Below are 20803 nucleotides of genomic sequence, written 5' to 3'. Positions count from 1 at the left end.
CACGGCGCTCGTCATCGGTCAGAACAATATCCACTGCTCGCGGACCCCGGGTTGCCATTCCCCAGTCTATCAACCGAATGACAATTAATGACTCAGGACACTAGCATCCGCGCCGCGCAGGGCCCCCGTCCAGCTCCGCCAGAGTGCCACCGGTCCCGTAAAACGTCAGACGGGACCCACACAGCACAACACCGCGCCCGGTATACCGGACGCGGTGTTCGCGATCAGTCAGCGCACGCCGAGAACCCGTTCCGTCAGAGACCGGGCCACGACACGAGCGGGCTCTCAGTTGCCGTAGTTCTTGTACTTGCCGCGGCGGCGGATCAGGTCGGCCGCGATGAGCAGCAGGATCACCGCGGCGATGGCGATGAGGTAGATGTCCTCGACCTTGCCGTGGTGATTGCCGACGAGCATGCACAGCAGCACGATCGCCGAGATCACTCCGGCGACGCGGAACAGTCCGAGGTTCTCTCCCGACCAGCCGAACCGTGCCGAGGGCGCCTCGGAGGGCTCGCGAACCCAGACCATCTCGCTGGGCAAACTCTCGTGCTTCTCGACGTCGGTACTCGTCACGTGCTCACTCCTGTCGTGCCACTTCTCGCGCTGGACGGCCTACGGGTGTGTACCCACCGATGAGCATATCGGTGTCGCGGGGCGGAATGCGCGAGTGGTCATACCGGTGTGAGAATGTTGCGCGTGTCCTCGCCGAAATCAACCTCGTCATCAGCCTCCACACACTCCGCGCGCCCGGACTCGTCCTCGGCGGCAGCTCGGTTCGCACCGGAGAACTACCCGCGCGATCTCGTGGGGTACGGACGGACACCCCCGCATCCGCACTGGCCGGGAGATGCCAACATCGCGGTCCAGTTCGTCCTGAACTACGAGGAGGGCAGCGAGAACAACGTCCTCGACGGAGACAGCGGCAGCGAGACGTTCCTGTCGGAGATGTTCATGCCCGACAGCTTTCCCAACCGGCATCAGAGCATGGAGACCCTCTACGAGTACGGCTCCCGCGCCGGGCTGTGGCGTCTGCTCGACGTGTTCGGTCGGCGCGATCTGCCCCTGACGATCTTCGCCGTCGCCGCGGCGATGGTGCGCAATCCCGACGCCGTCTCGGCGTTTCGCGAACGCGGCGACGAGATCGCCTCACACGGTCTGCGCTGGCTCAACTACCAGCTGGTCGACGCGGCCGTCGAGCGTGAGCACATGGCGCAGGCGGTGGAGATCCTCACCGATCTCACCGGGTCGGCACCTCTGGGGTGGTACACCGGGCGCGATTCACCCAACACCCGCAAGCTCCTCGTCGAACACGGCGGATTCCTCTACGACTCCGACAGCTATGCCGACGACCTGCCCTACTGGGAGAAGGTCCCCGACGCCCAGGGCATCGAGGTCGACCACCTCGTGGTGCCCTACACGCTCGACACCAACGACATGAAGTACGCCTCGGGAGCCGGATTCCCCAGCGGCACCCAGTTCTACGACTACATCCGCGACGCCTTCGACACCCTCTACGCCGAGGGGGAACGCGGCGCACCCAAGATGCTCAGCATCGGTCTGCACTGCCGCATCGCGGGCCGGCCCGCGCGTACGGCGAGTCTGGAACGACTGCTCGACCACATCCAGTCCCACGAGAAGGTCTGGATCACCCGTCGCGTCGACATCGCCCGGCACTGGCAGCAGACCCATCCGCCGACCGCGTGACCTGTCGTGTCCCCGGCGGTCCCGGGGCTGCCAGAATGGGTGACGTGACTCGCGTTCTCATCCTCGGCAGCACCGGTTCCATCGGGACGCAGGCGCTGCAGGTCGTCGCCGAACACCCCGACGACTTCGAGGTCGTGGGGATCGCCGCGGGCGGAGGGAACACGGATCTGCTCGCCGATCAGGCCCGCAGCCTGGGCCTGCCGGCGTCGGCGGTCGCAGTGGCCGATCCCGATGCCGCATCCGTGGTCGATGAGCGGCTGGGCGGGCGCGGCGTGCTCTCGGGACCCGAGGCGCTGACCGAACTGATCGAGACCGTGCCTGCCGACGTGATCCTCAACGGTGTGGTCGGCTCACTCGGGCTCGCCTCCACGCTGGCCGCGCTGAAAACCGGCACCCGTCTGGCGCTGGCGAACAAGGAGTCGCTGGTCGCCGGAGGTTCCCTGGTCCTTGACGCCGCAGCGGAGGGTCAGATCGTGCCGGTGGACTCCGAACATTCCGCGATCGCCCAGTGTCTGCGCGCCGGCAGCGCCGACGAGGTCGACCGGCTGGTGCTGACCGCCTCGGGCGGACCGTTTCGCGGCTACACACCCGAACAACTCCAGTCGGTAACACCCGAGCAGGCCGGACATCACCCGACCTGGTCGATGGGCCCGATGATCACCCTCAACTCGGCGACGCTGGTCAACAAGGGTCTCGAGGTGATCGAGGCGCATCTGCTGTTCGGCGTGCCCTATTCGCGGATCGACGTGACCGTCCACCCGCAGTCGGTGGTGCACTCGATGGTGACGTTCGTCGACGGCGCAACCGTGGCCAAGGCGTCGCCACCGTCGATGAAGTTGCCGATCGCGCTGGCGCTGGGCTGGCCGCACCGCGTCGGTCATGCCTCAGTGCCCTACGACTTCTCGACCGCCTCGGCGTGGACCTTCGAGCCGGTCGACTCCGCGGCCTTCCCCGCGATCGATCTGGCCAGGGCCGCCGGGGAGGCCGGCGGATCGCGCACGGCGGTCTACAACGCCGCCAACGAGGCGGCGGCCGCGCAGTTCTTCGCCGGGCGTATCTCCTTCCCGCAGATCACCGCGACGATCGAGGCGGTGCTCGCCGACTCCGACGAGTGGTCGAAAACACCCGGTACGGTGGATGAGGTTCTCGCGGCCGACGCATGGGCGCGGCGGCGGGCCAGGGATGTGATCCTGGCGGCCTGACCGCAGGCCGCGGCGTCGTCTCGGGTACCCGGGAGACGTCACCGGCAGACAGAGGAGTGGTGTGGTCTTCGTCGTCGGCGTGGTGTTGTTCGCGCTGGGGCTGCTGTTGTCGATCGCCTGGCACGAATGCGGCCACATGTGGGCTGCCCAGCGCACCGGGATGTACGTGCGCCGGTACTTCATCGGGTTTGGTCCCACCCTCTGGTCGACTCGCCGCGGCGACACCGAATACGGCGTCAAGGCACTGCCGCTCGGCGGCTTCTGCGACATCGCCGGCATGACCACCTACGACGAGATCGTTCCCGAGCAGCGCCATCGGGCGATGTACCTGCAGCACCCGTGGAAACGACTGGTGGTGTTGTTCGCCGGGCCACTGCAGAACTTCATCCTCGGCTTCGTGCTCATCGTCATCCTGGCGCTGGGCTGGGGGCTGCCCAACCTCAATCCGCCGCCGACCCCGGCACGGGTCGCCGCACTCGACTGCGTCGGGTCGTCGATGTCGGCCGACGGCACCATGTCGGCCTGTTCGGGCACGGGTCCGGCCGGTGCGGCCGGACTGCGGGTGGGTGACGAGATCGTCGCCGCAGACGGCAAGGCGGTGTCCAAGGCCGCCGACCTGAGCCCGATCATCCAGCAGTCGCAGGGGCCGGTGTCGCTGACCGTGCGCCGGGGTGAGCAGACGCTCGAGCTCACCGTGAACCCGGCGACCGTCAACACACCACCAGCCGCGAACCAGGACCAGAACGGTTCCGCCGCCGCTCCGACGAGCAAGCGGATGATCGGCATCGCATTCCCCGGCCAGGAGCTGCAGCACTACAACGTGCTCACCGCCATCCCCGGGGCTGCGGTGTTCACCGGCCAGCTGATGGAGAAGACGTGGGATTCGCTGATTTCGATGCCGTCCAAGATCGCCGATCTGTGGACCGCGGTGACCGGCGGGCAGCGCTCGGACGACACGCCGGTCAGCGTCTACGGTGCCTCGGTGATCGGTGGGGAGGCCGCTGATCACGGCTCCTGGTCGTTCTTCATCTTCCTGCTCGCGAGCATCAACTTCTTCCTGGGCGTGTTCAACCTGATCCCCCTGCTGCCACTCGACGGCGGCCACATGGCTCTGGTCGGCTATGAGAAGGTTCGCGACCTGGTGCGCCGGCGCCTCGGCAAGCCGGCGGGCGGTCCGGTGGACTACATGCGGTTGATGCCGGCCACCTATGCGGTGATCGCGGTGATGGGCTGCTACATGGTGCTGACACTGGCCGCCGACATCATCAACCCGATCAAGGTGTTCTGACCGCGTGTTCTGACCGTGCACGTCGGTGGAGGTTCCACCGCGCGACACCTGTGCGTCTCTCGCCGGTGATCGGGCGTCCGAATGGGAAAGTAGAGTGGTTTGCGTGAGCACACCTGTTGGACTCGGAATGCCCGCCGGCCCTGCGCCGACGCTGGCGCCACGCCGCACCACCCGTCAACTGCACGTCGGTTTGGTGGGAGTCGGTTCGGATTACCCCGTGTCGGTGCAGTCGATGACCAACACCAAGACACATGACATCAACGCGACGCTGCAGCAGATCGCCGCGCTCACCGCGTCGGGATGCGACATCGTGCGGGTGGCCTGCCCCCGGCAGGAAGATGCCGACGCGCTGCCGATCATCGCCAAGAAATCCCAACTCCCCGTGATCGCCGACATCCACTTCCAGCCCAAGTACATCTTCGCCGCGATCGACGCCGGGTGTGCCGCGGTGCGCGTGAACCCGGGCAACATCAAGGAATTCGACGGACGCGTCAAAGAGGTCGCCAAGGCAGCCGGCGACGCGGGCATCCCCATCCGGATCGGTGTCAACGCCGGATCGCTGGACAAGCGGATCATGCAGAAGTACGGCAAGGCCACCCCGGAGGCACTCGTCGAGTCGGCGCTGTGGGAGGCGGGACTGTTCGAGGAGCACGGCTTCGGCGACATCAAGATCTCGGTCAAGCACAACGATCCGGTGATCATGGTGGAGGCCTACCGTCAGCTCGCGGCCCAGTGCGACTACCCGCTGCATCTCGGAGTCACCGAGGCCGGGCCGTCGTTCCAGGGCACAGTGAAATCGTCGGTGGCCTTCGGTGCGCTGCTGGCCGAGGGTATCGGTGACACCATTCGCGTGTCGCTGTCGGCGCCGCCGGCTGAGGAGATCAAGGTCGGCGACGCGATTCTGCAGTCGCTCAACCTGCGTCCGCGCAAGCTCGAGATCGTGTCCTGCCCGTCATGCGGCCGGGCGCAGGTGGACGTCTACACCCTCGCCGAGCAGGTCACCGCTGGTCTGGAGGGTATGGACATCCCGCTGCGTGTCGCGGTCATGGGATGTGTCGTCAACGGTCCCGGAGAGGCGCGCGAAGCCGATCTCGGGGTCGCCTCGGGCAACGGTAAGGGGCAGATCTTCGTCAAGGGCGAGGTCATCAAGACCGTGCCGGAGGCGCAGATCGTGGAGACCCTCATCGAAGAGGCGATGCGGATCGCCGAGGAGTCCGGCGAAGCGCAGGAGTCCGGGTCGCCGACGGTCACCGTCAGCTGATCCCGCGGCCCGCCCATCGGAGGTGCGCTGGACTTCACGGCGCTGTCGGGCCGCCGAGAAAGTGCGACAAATCAGACTTTCAGCGCCCCGGACCAACGGAGGCGGCCGAAGGGGTCACAATGAACCTGTCGAGCCGACCTGAGCGAGGAGCCGATGGTGCTGAAGTTGTTGGGGGACAAACCGCTGGGTTCCCGCGACACCGAGGCAGTCGAGCGTGCCCTGGACGCCGATCCGATCGGCATGTGCATGGTGGCCGCGCGGGTCGAGGACCACGGCACCAACCCCCGCACACTCGGCGGGGAGCTGTGGAGCAACGGCGACCCCGAGACGTCGCTGTGTTTCTCCGGCGCCAATCTCATCCCTCTGGTCGGTGACCGTTCGGACATGGCGGCGTTCGCCGAGCGCGCCACCCGCTCGCCCCGGATGTGTTCGTCGATCGTCGGTCGCGCCGAGCATGTGATGCCGTTCTGGTCGGACGTATGCGGTCAATGGGGGCCGGCGCGTGAGATCCGGGCCGAGCAGCCGTTGCTCGCGCTGAGCGGCGCCCCGCTCCTCACCCCCGACCCGCTCGTCCGTCGGGCGACCCTCGACGATCTCGACGACTACCTTCCTGCGGCCATCGCGATGTTCACCGGCGAGGTGGGCGTCGACCCATGCGCCGGCGACGGCGGCCGCTCCTACCGCCGCCGGATCGCCTCGCTGATCGCCGCCGGGCGGGCCTTCGTACGTTTCGACGATGAGAACCACGTGGTCTTCAAGGCCGAGGTCGGGTCGATGTCGCGCCGCGTCGGACAGATCCAGGGCGTCTGGGTGGCCCCACACCGCCGCGGAGAGGGGATCGGCGCGGCCGGGACCGCAGCGGTCGCCCAGGCGGTCCTCGCCTGCGGACGTACCCCCAGCCTCTACGTCAACGACTTCAACGTCGCCGCGCGTGAGGCCTACCTGCGCGCGGGATTTGAACAGGTCGGCACCTTCGCCACGATCCTCGTGGACTGAACGCATCCTCGCGCGTGGCACCGCCGGATCGGACAATTCGGCTCCTATGATCGCCCTGATGATGTGGCGATCGCGATGTGCCCGAGCTGCGGGACGTGCACAGTCGGTCCGCTACCGTTCTGTGGTCACCACCACGGTCGTCGTGGCCGTTGCCGCCATGGTCGTCGGCGGTTCGGTGGCATGTTCGTCGGACGACTCGGGTCCGCGGGCCACCGTCACGGCGTTCGTCGACGACGTCGCCGCTCAGAAGTTCACCGTCGCCGCCGGACACACCGATTCGGCTGCCGCCGCCGATGCGGCACTGAAGTCGGCGTGGGCGGGGCTGCAGGCGACCGGGCTGTCGGCAGCGGTGGGCAAGGCCGACATCACCGGTGACACCGCGAGTGTGAACGTGGACTACCACTGGACGCTCCCGCAGAAGCGGTCGTGGACGTATTCGGCGACGCTGGAGATGGCACGCACGGACGGCGGCTGGCAGGTCCGGTGGTCGAACGCCGCGATCCATCCGCAGCTCTCCGACACCCAGACCCTGGCACTGGAGTCGATCCCGGCCGAGACCGCGACCGTCAACGAGTCCGACGGGTCGACCGTGCTGGCGTCGGGAACGGTCGAGGCCATCTCGATCGACGTCGCCGAGGCGGCCGACGCAGGGGGAGTCGCCGCCACTGCCGCGCAGCTGACCCAGCTGCTCGCCGAGACCCCGCCCGGCGGTGCTCCTGCCGCTGCAGGACTCGACCCGCAGGAGATCGCCGAATACGCCACGGCCCAGGGCGGGACGTATCCGGTGACGACCATCTCTCAGTCGGATTACAACCGTCTCGCCGATCGGCTTGCGGCCATCCCGGGCGTGCACGCCGTCGCCCAGGCCGCGATGCTGCCGACCGACCCGCGCTTTGCGCCCGATCTGATCTCGCAGGTGAGCACGCAGGTCAACGGCGAGCTCACCGGACGAGCGGGATGGCGGATCGTCACCGAATCCGACACCGGATCCACGGTCGCGGTTCTCGACGAACACGATCCGCAGCCGGCTCCCGCGGTGTCGATCAGCTTGTCGCGCGCGGTGCAGAACGCCGCCCAGCGGGCGGTGAACGTGCGCAAGGACGATCCGACGATGATGGTGGTGATCCAGCCGTCGACGGGCCGACTGCTCGCCGTTGCACAGAACGCGCTCGCCGATGCCCAGGGACCATTGGCCACCACCGGACTCTTCCCGCCGGGTTCCACGTTCAAGATGGTCACCTCCGCGGCGGCCTTCTCGGTCAAGCTGACCACTCCCGACAGCATCGTGGGTTGTCCGGGTGAGGTCACCATCGGCGACCGCACCGTCCCGAACTACGACAATTTCTCCCTCGGCGACGTGCCGGTGAGTTCCGCCTTCGCGCACTCGTGCAACACCACATTCGCCAAACTCGCCAGCGAGATGGGGCCGAGCGACCTCGCACGCACCGGCACCGCAATGGGGATCGGGATGAAGTACGACATTCCCGGGATCCCCGCCGACACCGGCGACGTCCCCATCGCCACCGACCTGGTCTCGCGCACCGAGGACGGATTCGGGCAGGGCAAGGTGCTCACCAGCCCGCTGGGACTCGCCCTGGTCGCCGCGACCATCGACCACGGATCGCTGCCGGTGCCGCAGCTGATACTCGGCCGCACCACCACTGTGTCGGGTCCGCACGTCGCCGTCTCACCGCAGGTGCTCGCCCAACTGCGACCGATGATGCGCGAGGTGGTGGAGTCGGGCACCGCCACCGCGATCGCCGGTGAGGGCCAGGTGTACGGCAAGACCGGTGAGGCCGAGATTCCCGGCGCCTCACACGCATGGTTCGCCGGCTATCGCGGCGATCTCGCATTCGCCACGCTCGTGGTGCGCGGTGGGAGTTCGGACAACGCGGTGCTGGTGACCCGCGACTTCTTCGACGGACTGCCCGAGGGTTACGGGCAGTAGCCCTTTCCCACCGGACCACCGGACCGCCGGACCGACGCGCCGCGAACCGGCCGAGACCGGGCTCGGTGCGCGGCATAGGCTGGTGGTCATGGCTGTTCGATCTGCACTGTCCCCCGGAACCATCTCGCCGCGGCGCGCGGTGCCCACGTCGATCCCGCGGCCGGAGTACGCGTGGCGTCCGACGGCCGACGAGGGCCACGAGCCGTGGGTGCAGACGCCCGAGACGATCGAGAAGATGCGGTTGGCGTCGCGGATCGCCGCCGACGCACTCGCCGCCGCAGGTAAGGCCGTGGCACCGGGTGTGACCACCGACGACCTCGACGCGATCGCCCATCAGTACATGATCGATTACGGCGCCTATCCGTCGACGCTGGGTTACCGGGGTTTCCCCAAGTCGTGCTGCACCTCGCTCAATGAGGTGATCTGCCACGGCATCCCGGACTCGACGGTGATCGAGGACGGCGACATCGTCAACATCGACGTGACCGCCTACATCGACGGGGTGCACGGCGACACCAACGCCACCTTCCTCGCCGGCGACGTCTCCACCGAACACGCCGACCTCGTCGAGCGCACCTACAACGCCACCATGCGTGCGATCAAGGCGGTCAAACCCGGACGTGAACTCAACGTGATCGGCCGGGTGATCGAGTCGTATGCGAATCGGTTCGGCTACAACGTGGTTCGTGACTTCACCGGTCATGGGATCGGCGAGACATTCCACAACGGGCTGGTGGTGCTGCACTATGACGAGCCGAATGTGGAGACGATCATCGAGCCGGGGATGGTGTTCACCATCGAGCCGATGATCAATCTGGGCACGCTCGACTACGAGATCTGGGATGACGACTGGACAGTGGTGACCGCCGACCGCAAGTGGACCGCACAGTTCGAACACACTCTGGTGGTCACCGAGGACGGCGCCGAGATCCTCACGCTCCCCAGCGAATAGAGTGCGGTGACCCTCGAGGGTTCGTCCCCGCGCGGCGCGTTGCTCGTCGGCGGGACCACATCGGATGCCGGCAAGAGCCTCATCGTCGCCGGGTTGTGTCGGCTCTTGAGCCGCAACGGGATACGCGTGGCGCCGTTCAAGGCGCAGAACATGTCCAACAACTCTGTGGTGACCGTCGAACAGACCGACAGCGGGATGATCGGTGGCGAGATCGGGCGGGCGCAGGCGATGCAGGCGTTTGCGTGTGGACTCGAACCGTCGGTGCGCTTCAACCCGGTGTTGCTGAAACCGGGTAGCGACCGGAGGTCGCAGGTGGTGGTGCGCGGACGTGTCGACGGCGAGGTCGGCGCCGCGGACTATCACAGCCGCCGCGCCGCCCTGGCGTCGATCGTCGACGCCGAATTGGCTTCGCTGCGTGCGGACTTCGACGTGGTGATCTGTGAGGGTGCGGGGTCGGTCGCCGAGGTGAATCTGCGTGCCGACGACATCGCCAACATGGGGCTCGCGCGCCGCGCCGAGATCCCGGTGGTGATCGCCGCCGACATCGACCGCGGTGGCGTGCTGGCGCATCTGCTGGGCACCGTTGCCGCCCTCGACGCGCACGACCAGCGTCTCGTGTCGGGATTCCTGATCAACAAGTTCCGTGGCGACCAGTCGCTGTTGGCGCCGGGGGTGGAGTGGCTGGATCGCATGACCGCGCGGCCGACGCTGGGGGTGTTGCCGTTCTTTGACGGCGTCTGGCTCGACGCCGAGGATTCACTGTCCACGCCGGTCGGCGCCACCGTCGGGCCGGCCTCACCCGGGGGCGGCGCTCGACGACTCGGTGTCGCCGCGATCCGGCTGCCGCGGGTGTCCAACACCACTGATGTGGAGGCACTGGCCTGCGAACCCGGCGTGGACGTGCGGTGGGTCGACGATCCGGCTGCGGTCGCCGCTGCCGATCTGGTGGTGGTGCCCGGCACCAAGGCCACCGTCGACGACCTCGCGTGGCTGCGCGGCCGGGGGATCGACGTCGCGCTGTCCGACCGCGCCGCACACCGCAAGCCGGTGCTCGCGATATGCGGTGGGTATCAGATGCTGTGCCGTCGTATCGACGATCGGGTGGAGTCCGGTGCCGGTGTGGTGGAGGGGCTCGGACTCTTCGACGCGAGCGTGCGGTTCGACGAGGAGAAGGTGGTGCGCAACGCGACCGGATCCGCGTGGGGATTACCGGCCACCGGTTATGAGATTCACCACGGCCGCATCACCGGTGCGCGTGAACAACCCTGGATCCACGACGATCTCCTCGGCGACGAGGGCGGCCATCGGGATGCGCTGTGGGGTACGCATTGGCACGGTCTGCTCGCCGGCGACGCGGTGCGCAGGACGTTTCTGCATCACGTGGCGCAGTTCTGCGCACCGGACTTCGCCGTGGCCCCCGATACGGACTTCGATGCGGTGCGACGCGGGCAACTCGACCTGATGGCCGACACCCTGCAATCCCACGCCGACATCGATGCCCTTGTGGCGCTGATCGATTCCGGCCCACCGGACAATCTGCCGGTGGTGTCCATCTCTGCCCGCTAGGGTGGCGTCGTGGAGACGACGACGGTTGCGGCCAACGGACTCGAGTTCACCGTGCGCCTCGGTGGCGGCGATCGGGGTCCTGTCGTGTTGCTCCTGCACGGATTTCCCACCGACGGCAGCTGCTTCGACGAGGTGGTGTCGCGCCTGCACGAATCCGACCTGCGTACGGTGGTGCCCGACCAGCGCGGCTACTCCGCAGGTGCGCGCCCTGACGACCCGCAGGCCTACCTCCTGGAGAACATCCGCGCCGACGCGATCGCGATCCTCGACGCGCTCGACATCGGTTATGCGATCGTCGCGGGACATGACTTCGGCGGTCTGGTCGCCTGGCAGCTCGCCGGATTCCATCCCGACCGCATCACCGGGCTGGTGGCGGTGAGCACCGGACATCCGTCGGCGGCCGCATCTGCGCTCGCTGACGCCGACCAGCGTGAGAAGTCCTCGTACATCAAGGATTTCCTGAAACCCGGCGCCGAAGACGCACTGTTGGCCGACGAGGCTGCACTGCTGCGAAGCCTCGTTCCCGACGACTCGGTGGCCCCGCTGACCGACCGTGCGGCCCTGACCGCAGCACTCGGCTGGTACCGGGCCAATTTCACCGGTGACATCGCCGCACACCTCGCCTGTCCGCCGGTGGACGTGCCCACCACGATGTTGTGGAGTGCCGACGACCCCTATCTGGGTCGCGCGCAGGCCGAACGCAGCGGTCGCTTCGTCCGCTCGGACTTCCGCTTCAGTGTGCTCGACGGCGTCGACCACTGGATTCCCCAGCGCGCACCGGCCGCGGTGGCCAGCGAGATCTCGCTACGCAGCGCGGTGTTCTGACAACTCAGAACTCCAGACCCAGCAGCGCGTTCTCGAGCACCTCGGGCATGGCCGGGTGGATCCAGTACTGGCCGCGGGCCATGTCGGGGACGGTGAGCCCGAAGGACATGGCCTGGATGACGGGCTGGATGACGGTGGGGGCCTGCGGGCCGATGATGTGGGCGCCGACCAGCTGCTTGGTCTTCCGATCGGCGATCAGCTTGACGAATCCGGTGGTGTCCTCCATCGCCCACCCGTAGGCGACGTCGGCGTAGGCCTGTGTCTTGACGGTGATGTCGATCCCGTGGTCGAGTGCCTGCGCCTCGGTGAGACCGACGGTGGCGATCTGCGGATGGGTGAACACCGCGGCCGGTACGAAACGGTGGTCCATGGCGACCAGCTCGTCGGAATCCCAGCCGCGCAACAGATTTGCCTGCACCACCCGCGCCTCGTGGTTGGCGACGTGTTTGAGCTGATACTCGCTGGAGACGTCGCCGAGCGCCCACACCCCGGGCGCGGGGGTGCGCCCGTACTCGTCGACGGGGACGCGTCCGATCCCGTCGGGCTCCAGGCCGATCGATGCCAGGTTCAGTAGATCGCCGTTGGCCACCCGGCCGGTCGCCACGAGCAGGGCGTCGCCGTCGAGGATCGTCTGGTCGGCCAGCCGCAGCGCCACACGACCGTTGTCGAGCTGTTCGATGTCGGTCACCGGAGCGTTGAGATGGACGTCGAACCGACTCGAGGCGATCTCGGTGAAGCGGCGAGAGACGTTCTCGTCGAGTGCGCGCAGCAGTGCCCCCGACCGCGCCACGATGGACACCCGTGACCCCAGAGCGCTGAAGATGTGGGCGAATTCGGCTGCGATGTAGCCACTTCCGAGGATGATGAGGTGCTCGGGCAGCTCGGCCAGACGCATGATGTCGTCATTGGTGTGGAAGATCACGCCCGAGGACTCCACGATCTCGGGGATCACCGGGCGCGACCCGGCGGCGATCACCACCTGTCGTGCGATCACCGTGTCACCGCCGCGGGTGGTGAGCACATAGCCGTCGTCGGTGCGACCGGCGAAGGTGACCATGGACGGGTAGACGGTGATGTTGGGACAGTCCTGCACCCGGTAACGCTCGCCACCGGCCGAGATGGGGTCGATCCGGCCGAATACGCGGCCGACGATGTCGCGCCAGCGGACGCCGTCGATATGCGCGTCGATTCCGAATCGTTGCGCCTCACGGACGTTTTCGGCCACTTCGGCGGCGTAGACGAACATCTTGGTCGGGATGCACCCGACGTTCAGGCAGGTGCCGCCGTAGGTGCCGCGCTCGAAGATCGCGATACTCATGTCGTCGAATCGGTTGTCGGGCAGCGAATTGCCGCTCCCGGATCCGATGATCGCCAGGTCGACGGTGTGGGTCGCAGTGCTCGGGGTCGCCGTGCTCTGTGACGCTGTGGTCTGGTCGGGCGTGGAATCTGTCGGCGGTGTCGAGCGCGTCATGCGGTGTGCCTCCGGGCCGTCTGAGGGTGGTGTGTCCGCACGGCGAGAGTCGTCGGCGGGTGGTCGTCTGTGGGCGCGATCCGGCGTGCGGACCGGCTTCGGTGCGGGATCAGGCGTCGGGCGCGGTGCCCGGTTCGGCGTAGAGCTGCAACCACTGCGCGAGTTCGGTGTAGGCGCGTTCACGGGCGGGGGAGCGCGACAGGAACACGTCGTGTCGCGCGCCGGGCACCGGGACCACGTTGCCGCGACCGCCGAGACATCCCGACCACCGGGCGATCTGGCGCACGTCGAGGACCACATCGGTCTCGTCGACGGTCTCGGGCGCCGCCGCCGATGATCGCTGCGAGCGCAGCACCAGCGAGGGCACACCGATGTCGAGTCCCTTGTGCAGACGAGCATGGCCTCGGCGCACCGCCGAGAGGAAGCCGAAGGTGACCGGGAACCCGCCGAGCGGCTTCTTGTCGAGGTCGTAGTCCCACTCGCCGCCGGTGCTGGTGTGCAGGCTCGCGCCGTAACTCTGATCGAGGCCCTGCGGGATCACCCGCTTTCCGTCCACCCGCGCCATGAGATCGATCACACCGCTCACCACGGGTGTGCGCAGCACAGCCGGCCCCTGCAGATCGAACCACGGGCTGTTGAGCACGAGTCCACCGATCAACGCATGCCGCGCGGGGTCGGTGCGCCGCAGATGGTCGATCCAGAGCGGGGTGATGAGCCCGCCGGTGGAGTGCGCGACCACGAGTACGCGGGTGTGCGACTCCGCAGCGATCACATCCAGCGCGCGGGTCAGTTCCAGGCGGTAGTCGTCGAGGTCCCTGGTGTAGTGCGGCGTTTGCCCGGCGTGCAGCGCACGGCCGCATTTGCGCAGGTCGATCGCGTAGAAGCGGTGGTGATGGGCGGCGAAGAACTCGGCGAGCTCACGCTGGAAGAAGTAGTCGGTGAAGCCGTGGACGTAGAGCACGGCATCGGCGGTCGACAACTGTGCGGGCTCGTGGCGGACGAGTACCGCGTCGATGGGTCCCTCCCCGTCGGGATCGTCGCCGAGCGGTATCGACAACGACGAGAAGTCGTCGCCGAGGATGTCTGTCGTCCACGTCGCCGAGTCGTTTGGCTGGGTCGTGAAATCCGGGTCTGTCGATGCGGTCACGTCGTCGTCGGTCGCTGAAGCCACGGTCTCACTGTAGTCAGCGATGGGTCCTGCCGGAGCCGGGTGCGGAGGCCGGATTTTTCCCCATCCTTTGCCATGGGCAACAATGGGCAGTGATCGCGGCAACGTGGCAACGAAGGAGCAGCAGTGGCAGATTCGGAACCTGAGATCTCGGTCTCGTCGGACACCATCAAGACCGATGTGATGCTGGTGGGCGCCGGCATCATGAGCGCCACCCTCGGTTCCCTGCTGCGCCAGCTGCAGCCGGACTGGAGCATCTGCGCGTTCGAGCGTCTCGACGCCGCAGCCGCCGAGAGCAGCGACCCGTGGAACAACGCCGGCACCGGACACTCCGCGTTGTGTGAGCTCAACTACACCCCGCAGAACGCCGACGGCAGTATCGACATCACCAAGGCACTGTCGATCAACGAGCAGTTCCAGGTGTCGCGTCAGTACTGGTCGTATGCGATCGAGCACGGGATGCTCTCGCACCCCAGCGACTTCATCAACCCCATCCCGCATGTGAGCTTCGCCCACGGCGCCGACGGTGTGGACTACCTGCGTAAGCGCCATGCGGCGCTGGCCGATCACACGTTGTTCAAGGGAATCGAATTCATCGACGACAACGACGAATTCGCCAAGCGGCTGCCGCTGATGGCTGCCGGGCGCGACTTCTCCGACCCGGTGGCGCTGAACTGGTTCACCGGCGGCACCGACGTCAACTTCGGCTCGCTGACCCAGGAGCTGCTCAACTACGTCTCGCAGGCCGGTGACGTCTACTTCGGTCACGAGGTGACCAACCTCTCGCAGGAGTCCGACGGCTCCTGGACGGCGAAGGTCCGCAACCTGCGCACCCACCAGAAGATCACCGTGCACGCGTCGTTCGTGTTCGTCGGCGCCGGTGGTGGTGCGCTGCGCCTGCTGCAGAAGTCGGGCATCCCCGAGATCAAGGGCTTCGGCGGGTTCCCGGTGTCGGGAGCGTTCTTCCGCTGCACCGACGACGACCTCATCGCCGAGCACCACGCCAAGGTCTACGGCCGCGCCGCGGTCGGTGCGCCGCCGATGTCGGTGCCCCACCTCGACACCCGCGTGATCAACCACAAGCCCGGACTGCTGTTCGGTCCGTACGCGGGCTGGTCGCCGAAGTTCCTCAAACACGGCAGCAACTTCGACCTGATCAAATCGGTGAAGCCGGGCAACCTCATCCCGATGACGAGCGTGGCGCCCAAGGAGTTCGACCTCCTCAAGTACCTGATCGGTGCGCTGAGCGAGTCGCGTGCCGACAAGGTCAACGCGCTGCGCGAGTTCTACCCGCGCGCCGAGGGTTCGGACTGGGAGCTCATCATCGCCGGCCAGCGTGTGCAGGTGATCAAGAAGCAGGGCAAGACCGGCACGCTGCAGTTCGGCACCGAGATCGTCACCGCTGCCGACGGCACCATCGGCGGACTCCTGGGCGCCTCGCCCGGTGCCTCGACCGCCGTGCCCGCGATGCTCACCGTGCTCGAGCGCTGCTTCCCGCGTCACTTCAACGGCTGGAAGGGCAAGCTCACCGAGATGATCCCCTCGTTCGGGCAGTCACTGGACTCCAACCCCGACCTGTTCTCGCAGGTGTGGAACTGGACGTCGAAGGTGCTCGAACTCGACGATCAGCACACGCCGTCGGGTTCGCTCGGCGTGGCATCCGATCCGGCTGTGTGATAGGCAGTTGCCCATGACGGCGACGGCAATACTCCACCGAAGCTGGGCGTTGGATCTCGACACCATCACCCTCTACGACATCCTCAAGCTGAGGCAGGACGTGTTCGTTGTCGAACAGTCCTGTCCCTATGAGGAACTCGACGGCCGCGATCTGGCGCCGACCACGCGTCACCTGTGGTTGGAAGAGGACGGTCAGGTGATCTGCACCCTGCGGCTGCTCGAGGAATACGACGAGGTCGAGGGTGACATCTTCCGCATCGGGCGGTTGTGCACCGAACGCGCGCACCGCGGTCAGGGGCACACCACCCGATTGCTGCGCACAGCGCTGGCCGAGGTGGGTCCGCGCATCTGCCGGATCCACGCGCAGTCGTATCTGGTGGACATGTATGCCAAACACGGCTTCCGCCCGGAGGGACCCGAATACCTACTCGACGGCATCCCGCACGTCCCCATGATCCGCGGCGGTGCGGAGTCGGCTGCTTCGTGAGTTCTGCGCAGACCGACACGGGCGCCACCCCTGACCTCGATGCGAGTCGGAGGTCGCCGACGCTGTTCCCGTTCAGCGCTGTGGTCGGGGCCGATCGCCTCAAGCTGGCGCTCATTCTCAGCGCGATCACACCGGAGATCGGTGGCGTGCTGGTGGCCGGTCAGAAGGGGACCGCGAAGACAACCGCTGTGCGGGCGCTTGCCGGGGTGCTCTCGCGTATCGACACCTCCGGTCGCGCCCGCGTGGTCGAACTGCCTATCGGCGCAACAGAAGACAGGGTGATCGGCTCGATCGACATCGAGCGGATGCTGCACGACGGCCGCCAGGTGTTCACCCCCGGTGTCCTCGCCGATGCCGACGGTGGCATGCTCTACATCGACGAGGTCAATCTGCTCGCCGATCATCTGGTGGATGTGCTGCTCGACGCCGCTGCGACCGGACGTGTGGTGGTCGAACGCGACGGCGTCTCGCACGGCTACTCCGCTCGCTTTGTGATGGTCGGGACGATGAATCCCGAGGAAGGCGAGTTGCGTCCGCAGCTGCTCGACAGGTTCGGTCTGTTCGTCGATGTCGCCGCGCCGGCCGATGTGGACGCTCGCGTGGAGGTGGTCAGCCGCCGGCTGGCCTTCGACGCCGATCCCGACGCATTCGCCGCAGCCTTCGCCGACGCTGAAACGCAACTGGCCCAACAGATTTCCGATGCCCGCGCGATGGTCGGGCAGGTGGCGCTGCCGCATGTGCAGATGCGACGGATCGCGGCGGTGTGCGCGGCACTCGATGTCGACGGGTTGCGCGGCGACATCGTGGTGGCCCGCACCGCACGCGCCCATGCCGCCTGGCGTGGCGCCGAGGCGGTCGAGGAATCCGATGTGCGCGTGGCCGTGGAGCTGGCGCTGGCACACCGTCGCCGTCGCGACGCTTTCGACGACACCGGGATCAGTGAGCAGCAGCTCGATGACGCGATGGAATCAGCGGCCCGGCAGGCGGATCCGCCGAGCGCGCCGCCGCCCGCCGACGATCGTGACGGCGCGGAGCAGGATGGTGAGTCCGGCCGCGACGCATCCGGATCCGGAGGTCGCGGACCCGACGATCGTGGACCAGATGATGGCGGACCAGGTGGGCCGGATGACGACCCGCCGGGCGGTGGGGTTGGCGCGCCGCAGGACTGTCCCACCGGAACCGGGCGTGCCCCACAGGGATCGATGGCCATGTCAGAGCCCACCTCGCGGCCGCGTACCACGTTGCGTGCCAAAGGAATTGGCGACTCCGGTGCCCCGGGTCGTCGCTCGCGGACACGGTCGCGAAGCGGTCGGGTGGTGCGGGCGGACACGCGTGGGCACGGACTGCACATGATCGCCACCGCGCGCACGGCTGCCGAACGCCACGGCGTCGGCGAACTGCCGGTGCGCATCTCCGCCGCCGATGTGGTGCCCGCCCAGCGTCACGCGGGTGAGGCGAATCTCGTGGTGTTCGTGGTGGATCTGTCCGGGTCGATGGCCGCTCGCCGCCGCCTCGACGCCGTTTCGCAGGCCTGTGTGGCGCTGCTGCGTGACTCTTATCAGCGGCGCGACCAGGTTGCGGTGATCACGATGGCCGGAGTCGACGCGCAGATCGCGGTACCGCCGACCCGCTCGGTCCAGGTGGCCCGACGCGGCCTCGAGGGCAGATGCACCGGCGGACGCACCCCGCTTGCGGAGGGCCTCACCCGCGGCTGGGAGGTGATCGCCCGCAGTCAGCGCCACGATCAGCATCGCCGACCACTGCTGGTGGTCCTCACCGACGGACGCGCCACCGCGGGTCGCGACGCACTGCCGAGGGCGAGGGCGGTCGCCGAGCAGCTGCGTCGCCGCATCGACGACAGCGTGGTCATCGACTGTGAGAGCGGCCCGATCCGCCTCGGTCTGGCCGCCGACCTCGCCGGTCGACTCGGCGCCCGCCGGATCGCGCTCGAGGAGTTCCTACCCGGTAGCCTCGGGCAGATGAGGCCCGCGGCGCCGGCGTATCGCGCGGCGGCCTGACACAGCGGCCGAGGATGACCGGCGGCGGTTCTGCGGTGGTCCGCTCTTGCGGCAGGTGATCCCGCAGGTGACCTCCGCGCGCCCGGCGTCGCAGTCACCACAGCAGGAGCGAGAACAGGAAGAGGAGCCCCACCCGTGCCACGCGGAACCCCGACGGTGATCCCCGACGACGGCCTGACCACTCGCCAGCGCCGCAACCAGCCGGTGCTCGCCGTACACACCGGTGCGGGCAAGGGGAAGTCGACTGCGGCGTTCGGGATGGCGCTGCGTGCCTGGAACGCCGGACTCGACATCGGCGTGTTCCAATTCGTCAAGAGTGCGAAATGGCGTGTGGGAGAAGAGGATGCGCTCACTGCGCTTGGTGAGCTGCATCATTCCACCGGAGTCGGCGGCCCGGTGGAATGGCACAAGATGGGACAGGGCTGGTCGTGGATCCGTCACGAGACCGACATCAGTGACCATGCCGAGCAGGCGCGGGCGGGCTGGCGTGAGATCGCCGACCGACTGGCCGCGCAGCGCCACGATTTCTATGTGCTCGACGAGTTCACCTACCCGCTCGCGTGGGGATGGATCGACGTCGACGAGGTGGTGGAGGTGCTGGGCGGTCGACCCGGACGCCAGCACGTGGTGATCACCGGCCGCAACGCACCCGACGCACTGATCTCGGCCGCCGACCTGGTCACCGAGATGGTCAAGGTCGCGCATCCGATGGACGCCGGACGCAAGGGCCAGAAGGGCATCGAGTGGTGAGTGCGGTACCTGCTGTCGTGATCGCCGCGGCCTCCTCGGGCAGCGGCAAGACGACGATCGCCACCGGGCTCATGGGTGCGTTGCGCGCCGCCGGGCGCCGCGTCGCGCCGTTCAAGGTGGGACCCGACTACATCGACCCCGGGTATCACGCACTGGCCGCCGGACGCGTGGGACGCAACCTCGACCCGGTTCTCGTCGGCGCCCACCGGATCGGCCCGCTGTACGCGCACGGCTCGCACGGAGCCGACATCGCGGTGATCGAGGGAGTGATGGGACTCTTCGACGGGCGCATCGTCGAAGAGCCGGCCGCCGCAGCCGATCCGATCGCGGCCGGTTCCACCGCCGAGGTCGCCGTGGCTCTCGGTGCGCCGGTGGTGATGGTGGTCGACGGCACCGGCCAGGGACAGTCGGTGGCGGCAATGCTGCACGGCTTCTGCACCTACGACCCGCGAGTGCGGATCTGCGGGGTGATCCTCAACCGGGTCGGCTCGCCGCGCCACGAGCAGGTGCTGCGCCAGGCGTGCGAGCGGGTGGGGCTCCCGGTGTTCGGTGCGATACGCCGGGACGACCAGTTGAGCGTCCCCGCACGACATCTGGGTCTGGTGCCGGCGGCCGAGAGCGGCGGACCGGCCCGCGCGGCGGTGGAGGCGATGAGCCGTTCGGTGGCCGCCGGAGTCGACCTCGACGCGCTGGTGCGGGTCGCCGCTGCCACCGAACCGGCGGCGGGTGTCGCCCCGTGGACCCCCGCGGACGAGGTGGGCGAGCCGGCGCCGGGCCGACCGCTGGTCGCCGTGGCCGGCGGGCGAGCCTTCACCTTCGGCTACGCCGAACACCCCGAGTTGCTTGCCGCTGCCGGTGCACAGGTGGTGACCTTCGACCCGTTGTCGGATCGACTGCCCGAGCACACCTCGGCGATGATCATCGGCGGTGGATTCCCCGAAGAGCATGCCGCAGAGCTGTCGGCGAACACGGCGCTGCGTCGTGACGTGGTCGCGCTGGCCGCGGCCGGGGCCCCGATCGTCGGCGAATGTGCTGGTCTGCTCTATCTCGCACGCGAACTCGACGGTCATCAAATGACCGGTGTGTTGCCGGTGGACGGACGGTTCAGCCCACGCCTGACGCTGGGATACCGCGACGCGGTGGCCTCGACCGGCTCGCCGTTCCACGACATCGGCGACAGGGTCGTCGGTCACGAGTTCCACCGCAGCGTGGTGGTGGCGGCGGGTGGCGGTGACACTGGGACGTGTGCACAACCCCGCGGCGACATCGCGCCCGCGTGGACGTGGCGGCGTGTCGACCCCGTCACCGGCGCACGGTCGACAGTGGACGACGGCGTGGTGATCGGGAGCGTGCACGCCTCCTACCTGCATCTGCATCCCGCGTCGACACCGCGGGCCGTGCGCCGACTGGTCGCCGCTGCGGCGCGATGGGCGGACGCGGCCGAGATCGACCGACGACCCGTCGGCGACACCATGACCAGACGGTGACCG

Annotated in this window: 17 protein-coding genes; 14 read left to right on the top strand and 3 right to left on the bottom strand. The window is 67.9% G+C overall.

Annotated elements, in window-relative coordinates; translation table 11 throughout:
• Positions 1–285 precede the first annotated feature (285 nt).
• Positions 286–573: a DUF2631 domain-containing protein gene (locus IEW22_RS06865; protein ID WP_188585834.1), complete on the bottom strand. Its 288-nt coding sequence runs from the start codon at positions 571–573 to the stop codon at positions 286–288.
• Between the two features lie 123 nt (positions 574–696).
• Between IEW22_RS06865 and puuE the strand changes: the two genes are divergently transcribed.
• From puuE to IEW22_RS06820, 9 genes are all read left to right on the top strand, one after another.
• Positions 697–1704, top strand: a complete 1008-nt coding sequence (puuE, locus tag IEW22_RS06860) for an allantoinase PuuE (protein WP_268235464.1) — start codon at positions 697–699, stop codon at positions 1702–1704.
• 35 nt (positions 1705–1739) lie between these two features.
• Positions 1740–2906 carry a 1-deoxy-D-xylulose-5-phosphate reductoisomerase gene (dxr, locus tag IEW22_RS06855; RefSeq protein WP_188585832.1) on the top strand — a complete coding sequence of 389 codons (1167 nt, stop codon included), beginning with the start codon at positions 1740–1742 and terminating at the stop codon, positions 2904–2906.
• 61 nt (positions 2907–2967) lie between these two features.
• On the top strand, positions 2968–4194 hold the full coding sequence (locus tag IEW22_RS06850; RefSeq protein ID WP_188585831.1) for a M50 family metallopeptidase: 1227 nt from the start codon (positions 2968–2970) through the stop codon (positions 4192–4194).
• A 127-nt stretch (positions 4195–4321) separates the two neighbouring features.
• On the top strand, positions 4322–5455 hold the full coding sequence (gene ispG / locus IEW22_RS06845; RefSeq protein ID WP_188585874.1) for a flavodoxin-dependent (E)-4-hydroxy-3-methylbut-2-enyl-diphosphate synthase: 1134 nt from the start codon (positions 4322–4324) through the stop codon (positions 5453–5455).
• A gap of 153 nt (positions 5456–5608) precedes the next feature.
• Positions 5609–6451 carry a GNAT family N-acetyltransferase gene (locus IEW22_RS06840; RefSeq protein ID WP_373284142.1) on the top strand — a complete coding sequence of 281 codons (843 nt, stop codon included), beginning with the start codon at positions 5609–5611 and terminating at the stop codon, positions 6449–6451.
• A gap of 157 nt (positions 6452–6608) precedes the next feature.
• Positions 6609–8399: a penicillin-binding transpeptidase domain-containing protein gene (locus IEW22_RS06835; RefSeq protein WP_188585872.1), complete on the top strand. Its 1791-nt coding sequence runs from the start codon at positions 6609–6611 to the stop codon at positions 8397–8399.
• 88 nt (positions 8400–8487) lie between these two features.
• On the top strand, positions 8488–9351 hold the full coding sequence (gene map / locus IEW22_RS06830) for a type I methionyl aminopeptidase (RefSeq protein WP_188585830.1): 864 nt from the start codon (positions 8488–8490) through the stop codon (positions 9349–9351).
• A gap of 6 nt (positions 9352–9357) precedes the next feature.
• Positions 9358–10917: a cobyric acid synthase gene (locus tag IEW22_RS06825; protein ID WP_188585829.1), complete on the top strand. Its 1560-nt coding sequence runs from the start codon at positions 9358–9360 to the stop codon at positions 10915–10917.
• 9 nt (positions 10918–10926) lie between these two features.
• Positions 10927–11742: an alpha/beta fold hydrolase gene (locus IEW22_RS06820; RefSeq protein ID WP_188585828.1), complete on the top strand. Its 816-nt coding sequence runs from the start codon at positions 10927–10929 to the stop codon at positions 11740–11742.
• A 4-nt stretch (positions 11743–11746) separates the two neighbouring features.
• Here IEW22_RS06820 and IEW22_RS06815 read toward each other — a convergent pair whose 3' ends face one another.
• On the bottom strand, positions 11747–13213 hold the full coding sequence (locus IEW22_RS06815; protein WP_188585827.1) for a mycothione reductase: 1467 nt from the start codon (positions 13211–13213) through the stop codon (positions 11747–11749).
• Between the two features lie 109 nt (positions 13214–13322).
• Entirely contained in the window at positions 13323–14360 is a 1038-nt protein-coding gene (locus IEW22_RS06810; RefSeq protein WP_373284145.1) for an alpha/beta hydrolase, read from the bottom strand.
• A 147-nt stretch (positions 14361–14507) separates the two neighbouring features.
• On the opposite strand from IEW22_RS06810, the gene mqo reads away from it, so the two are divergent.
• The 5 genes from mqo (at position 14508) to IEW22_RS06790 (ending at position 20800) form a co-directional block, all read left to right on the top strand.
• A complete protein-coding gene (gene mqo / locus IEW22_RS06805) occupies positions 14508–16058 on the top strand; it encodes a malate dehydrogenase (quinone) (RefSeq protein WP_268235463.1) in 1551 nt (516 codons plus the stop codon).
• Positions 16059–16071: 13 nt separating this feature from the next.
• Complete coding sequence (locus IEW22_RS06800) at positions 16072–16545, top strand: GNAT family N-acetyltransferase (RefSeq protein WP_188585826.1); 474 nt, start codon at positions 16072–16074, stop codon at positions 16543–16545.
• A complete protein-coding gene (locus tag IEW22_RS06795) occupies positions 16542–18563 on the top strand; it encodes a VWA domain-containing protein (RefSeq protein ID WP_373284141.1) in 2022 nt (673 codons plus the stop codon). Before IEW22_RS06800 ends, IEW22_RS06795 begins: the two co-directional genes overlap by 4 nt.
• A gap of 135 nt (positions 18564–18698) precedes the next feature.
• Positions 18699–19313, top strand: a complete 615-nt coding sequence (gene cobO, locus IEW22_RS20015; protein WP_229742239.1) for a cob(I)yrinic acid a,c-diamide adenosyltransferase — start codon at positions 18699–18701, stop codon at positions 19311–19313.
• Positions 19310–20800 (top strand): cobyrinate a,c-diamide synthase, encoded by a 1491-nt coding sequence (locus IEW22_RS06790; protein WP_229742238.1) that lies wholly within the window; start codon positions 19310–19312, stop codon positions 20798–20800. Before cobO ends, IEW22_RS06790 begins: the two co-directional genes overlap by 4 nt.
• Positions 20801–20803 lie beyond the last annotated feature (3 nt).

The organism is Gordonia jinhuaensis (assembly GCF_014639795.1).
Taxonomy (GTDB): domain Bacteria; phylum Actinomycetota; class Actinomycetes; order Mycobacteriales; family Mycobacteriaceae; genus Gordonia_B; species Gordonia_B jinhuaensis.
The sequence above is the reverse complement of the archived record's forward strand: the minus strand, read 5'-3'. Positions and strand labels throughout refer to the sequence as shown.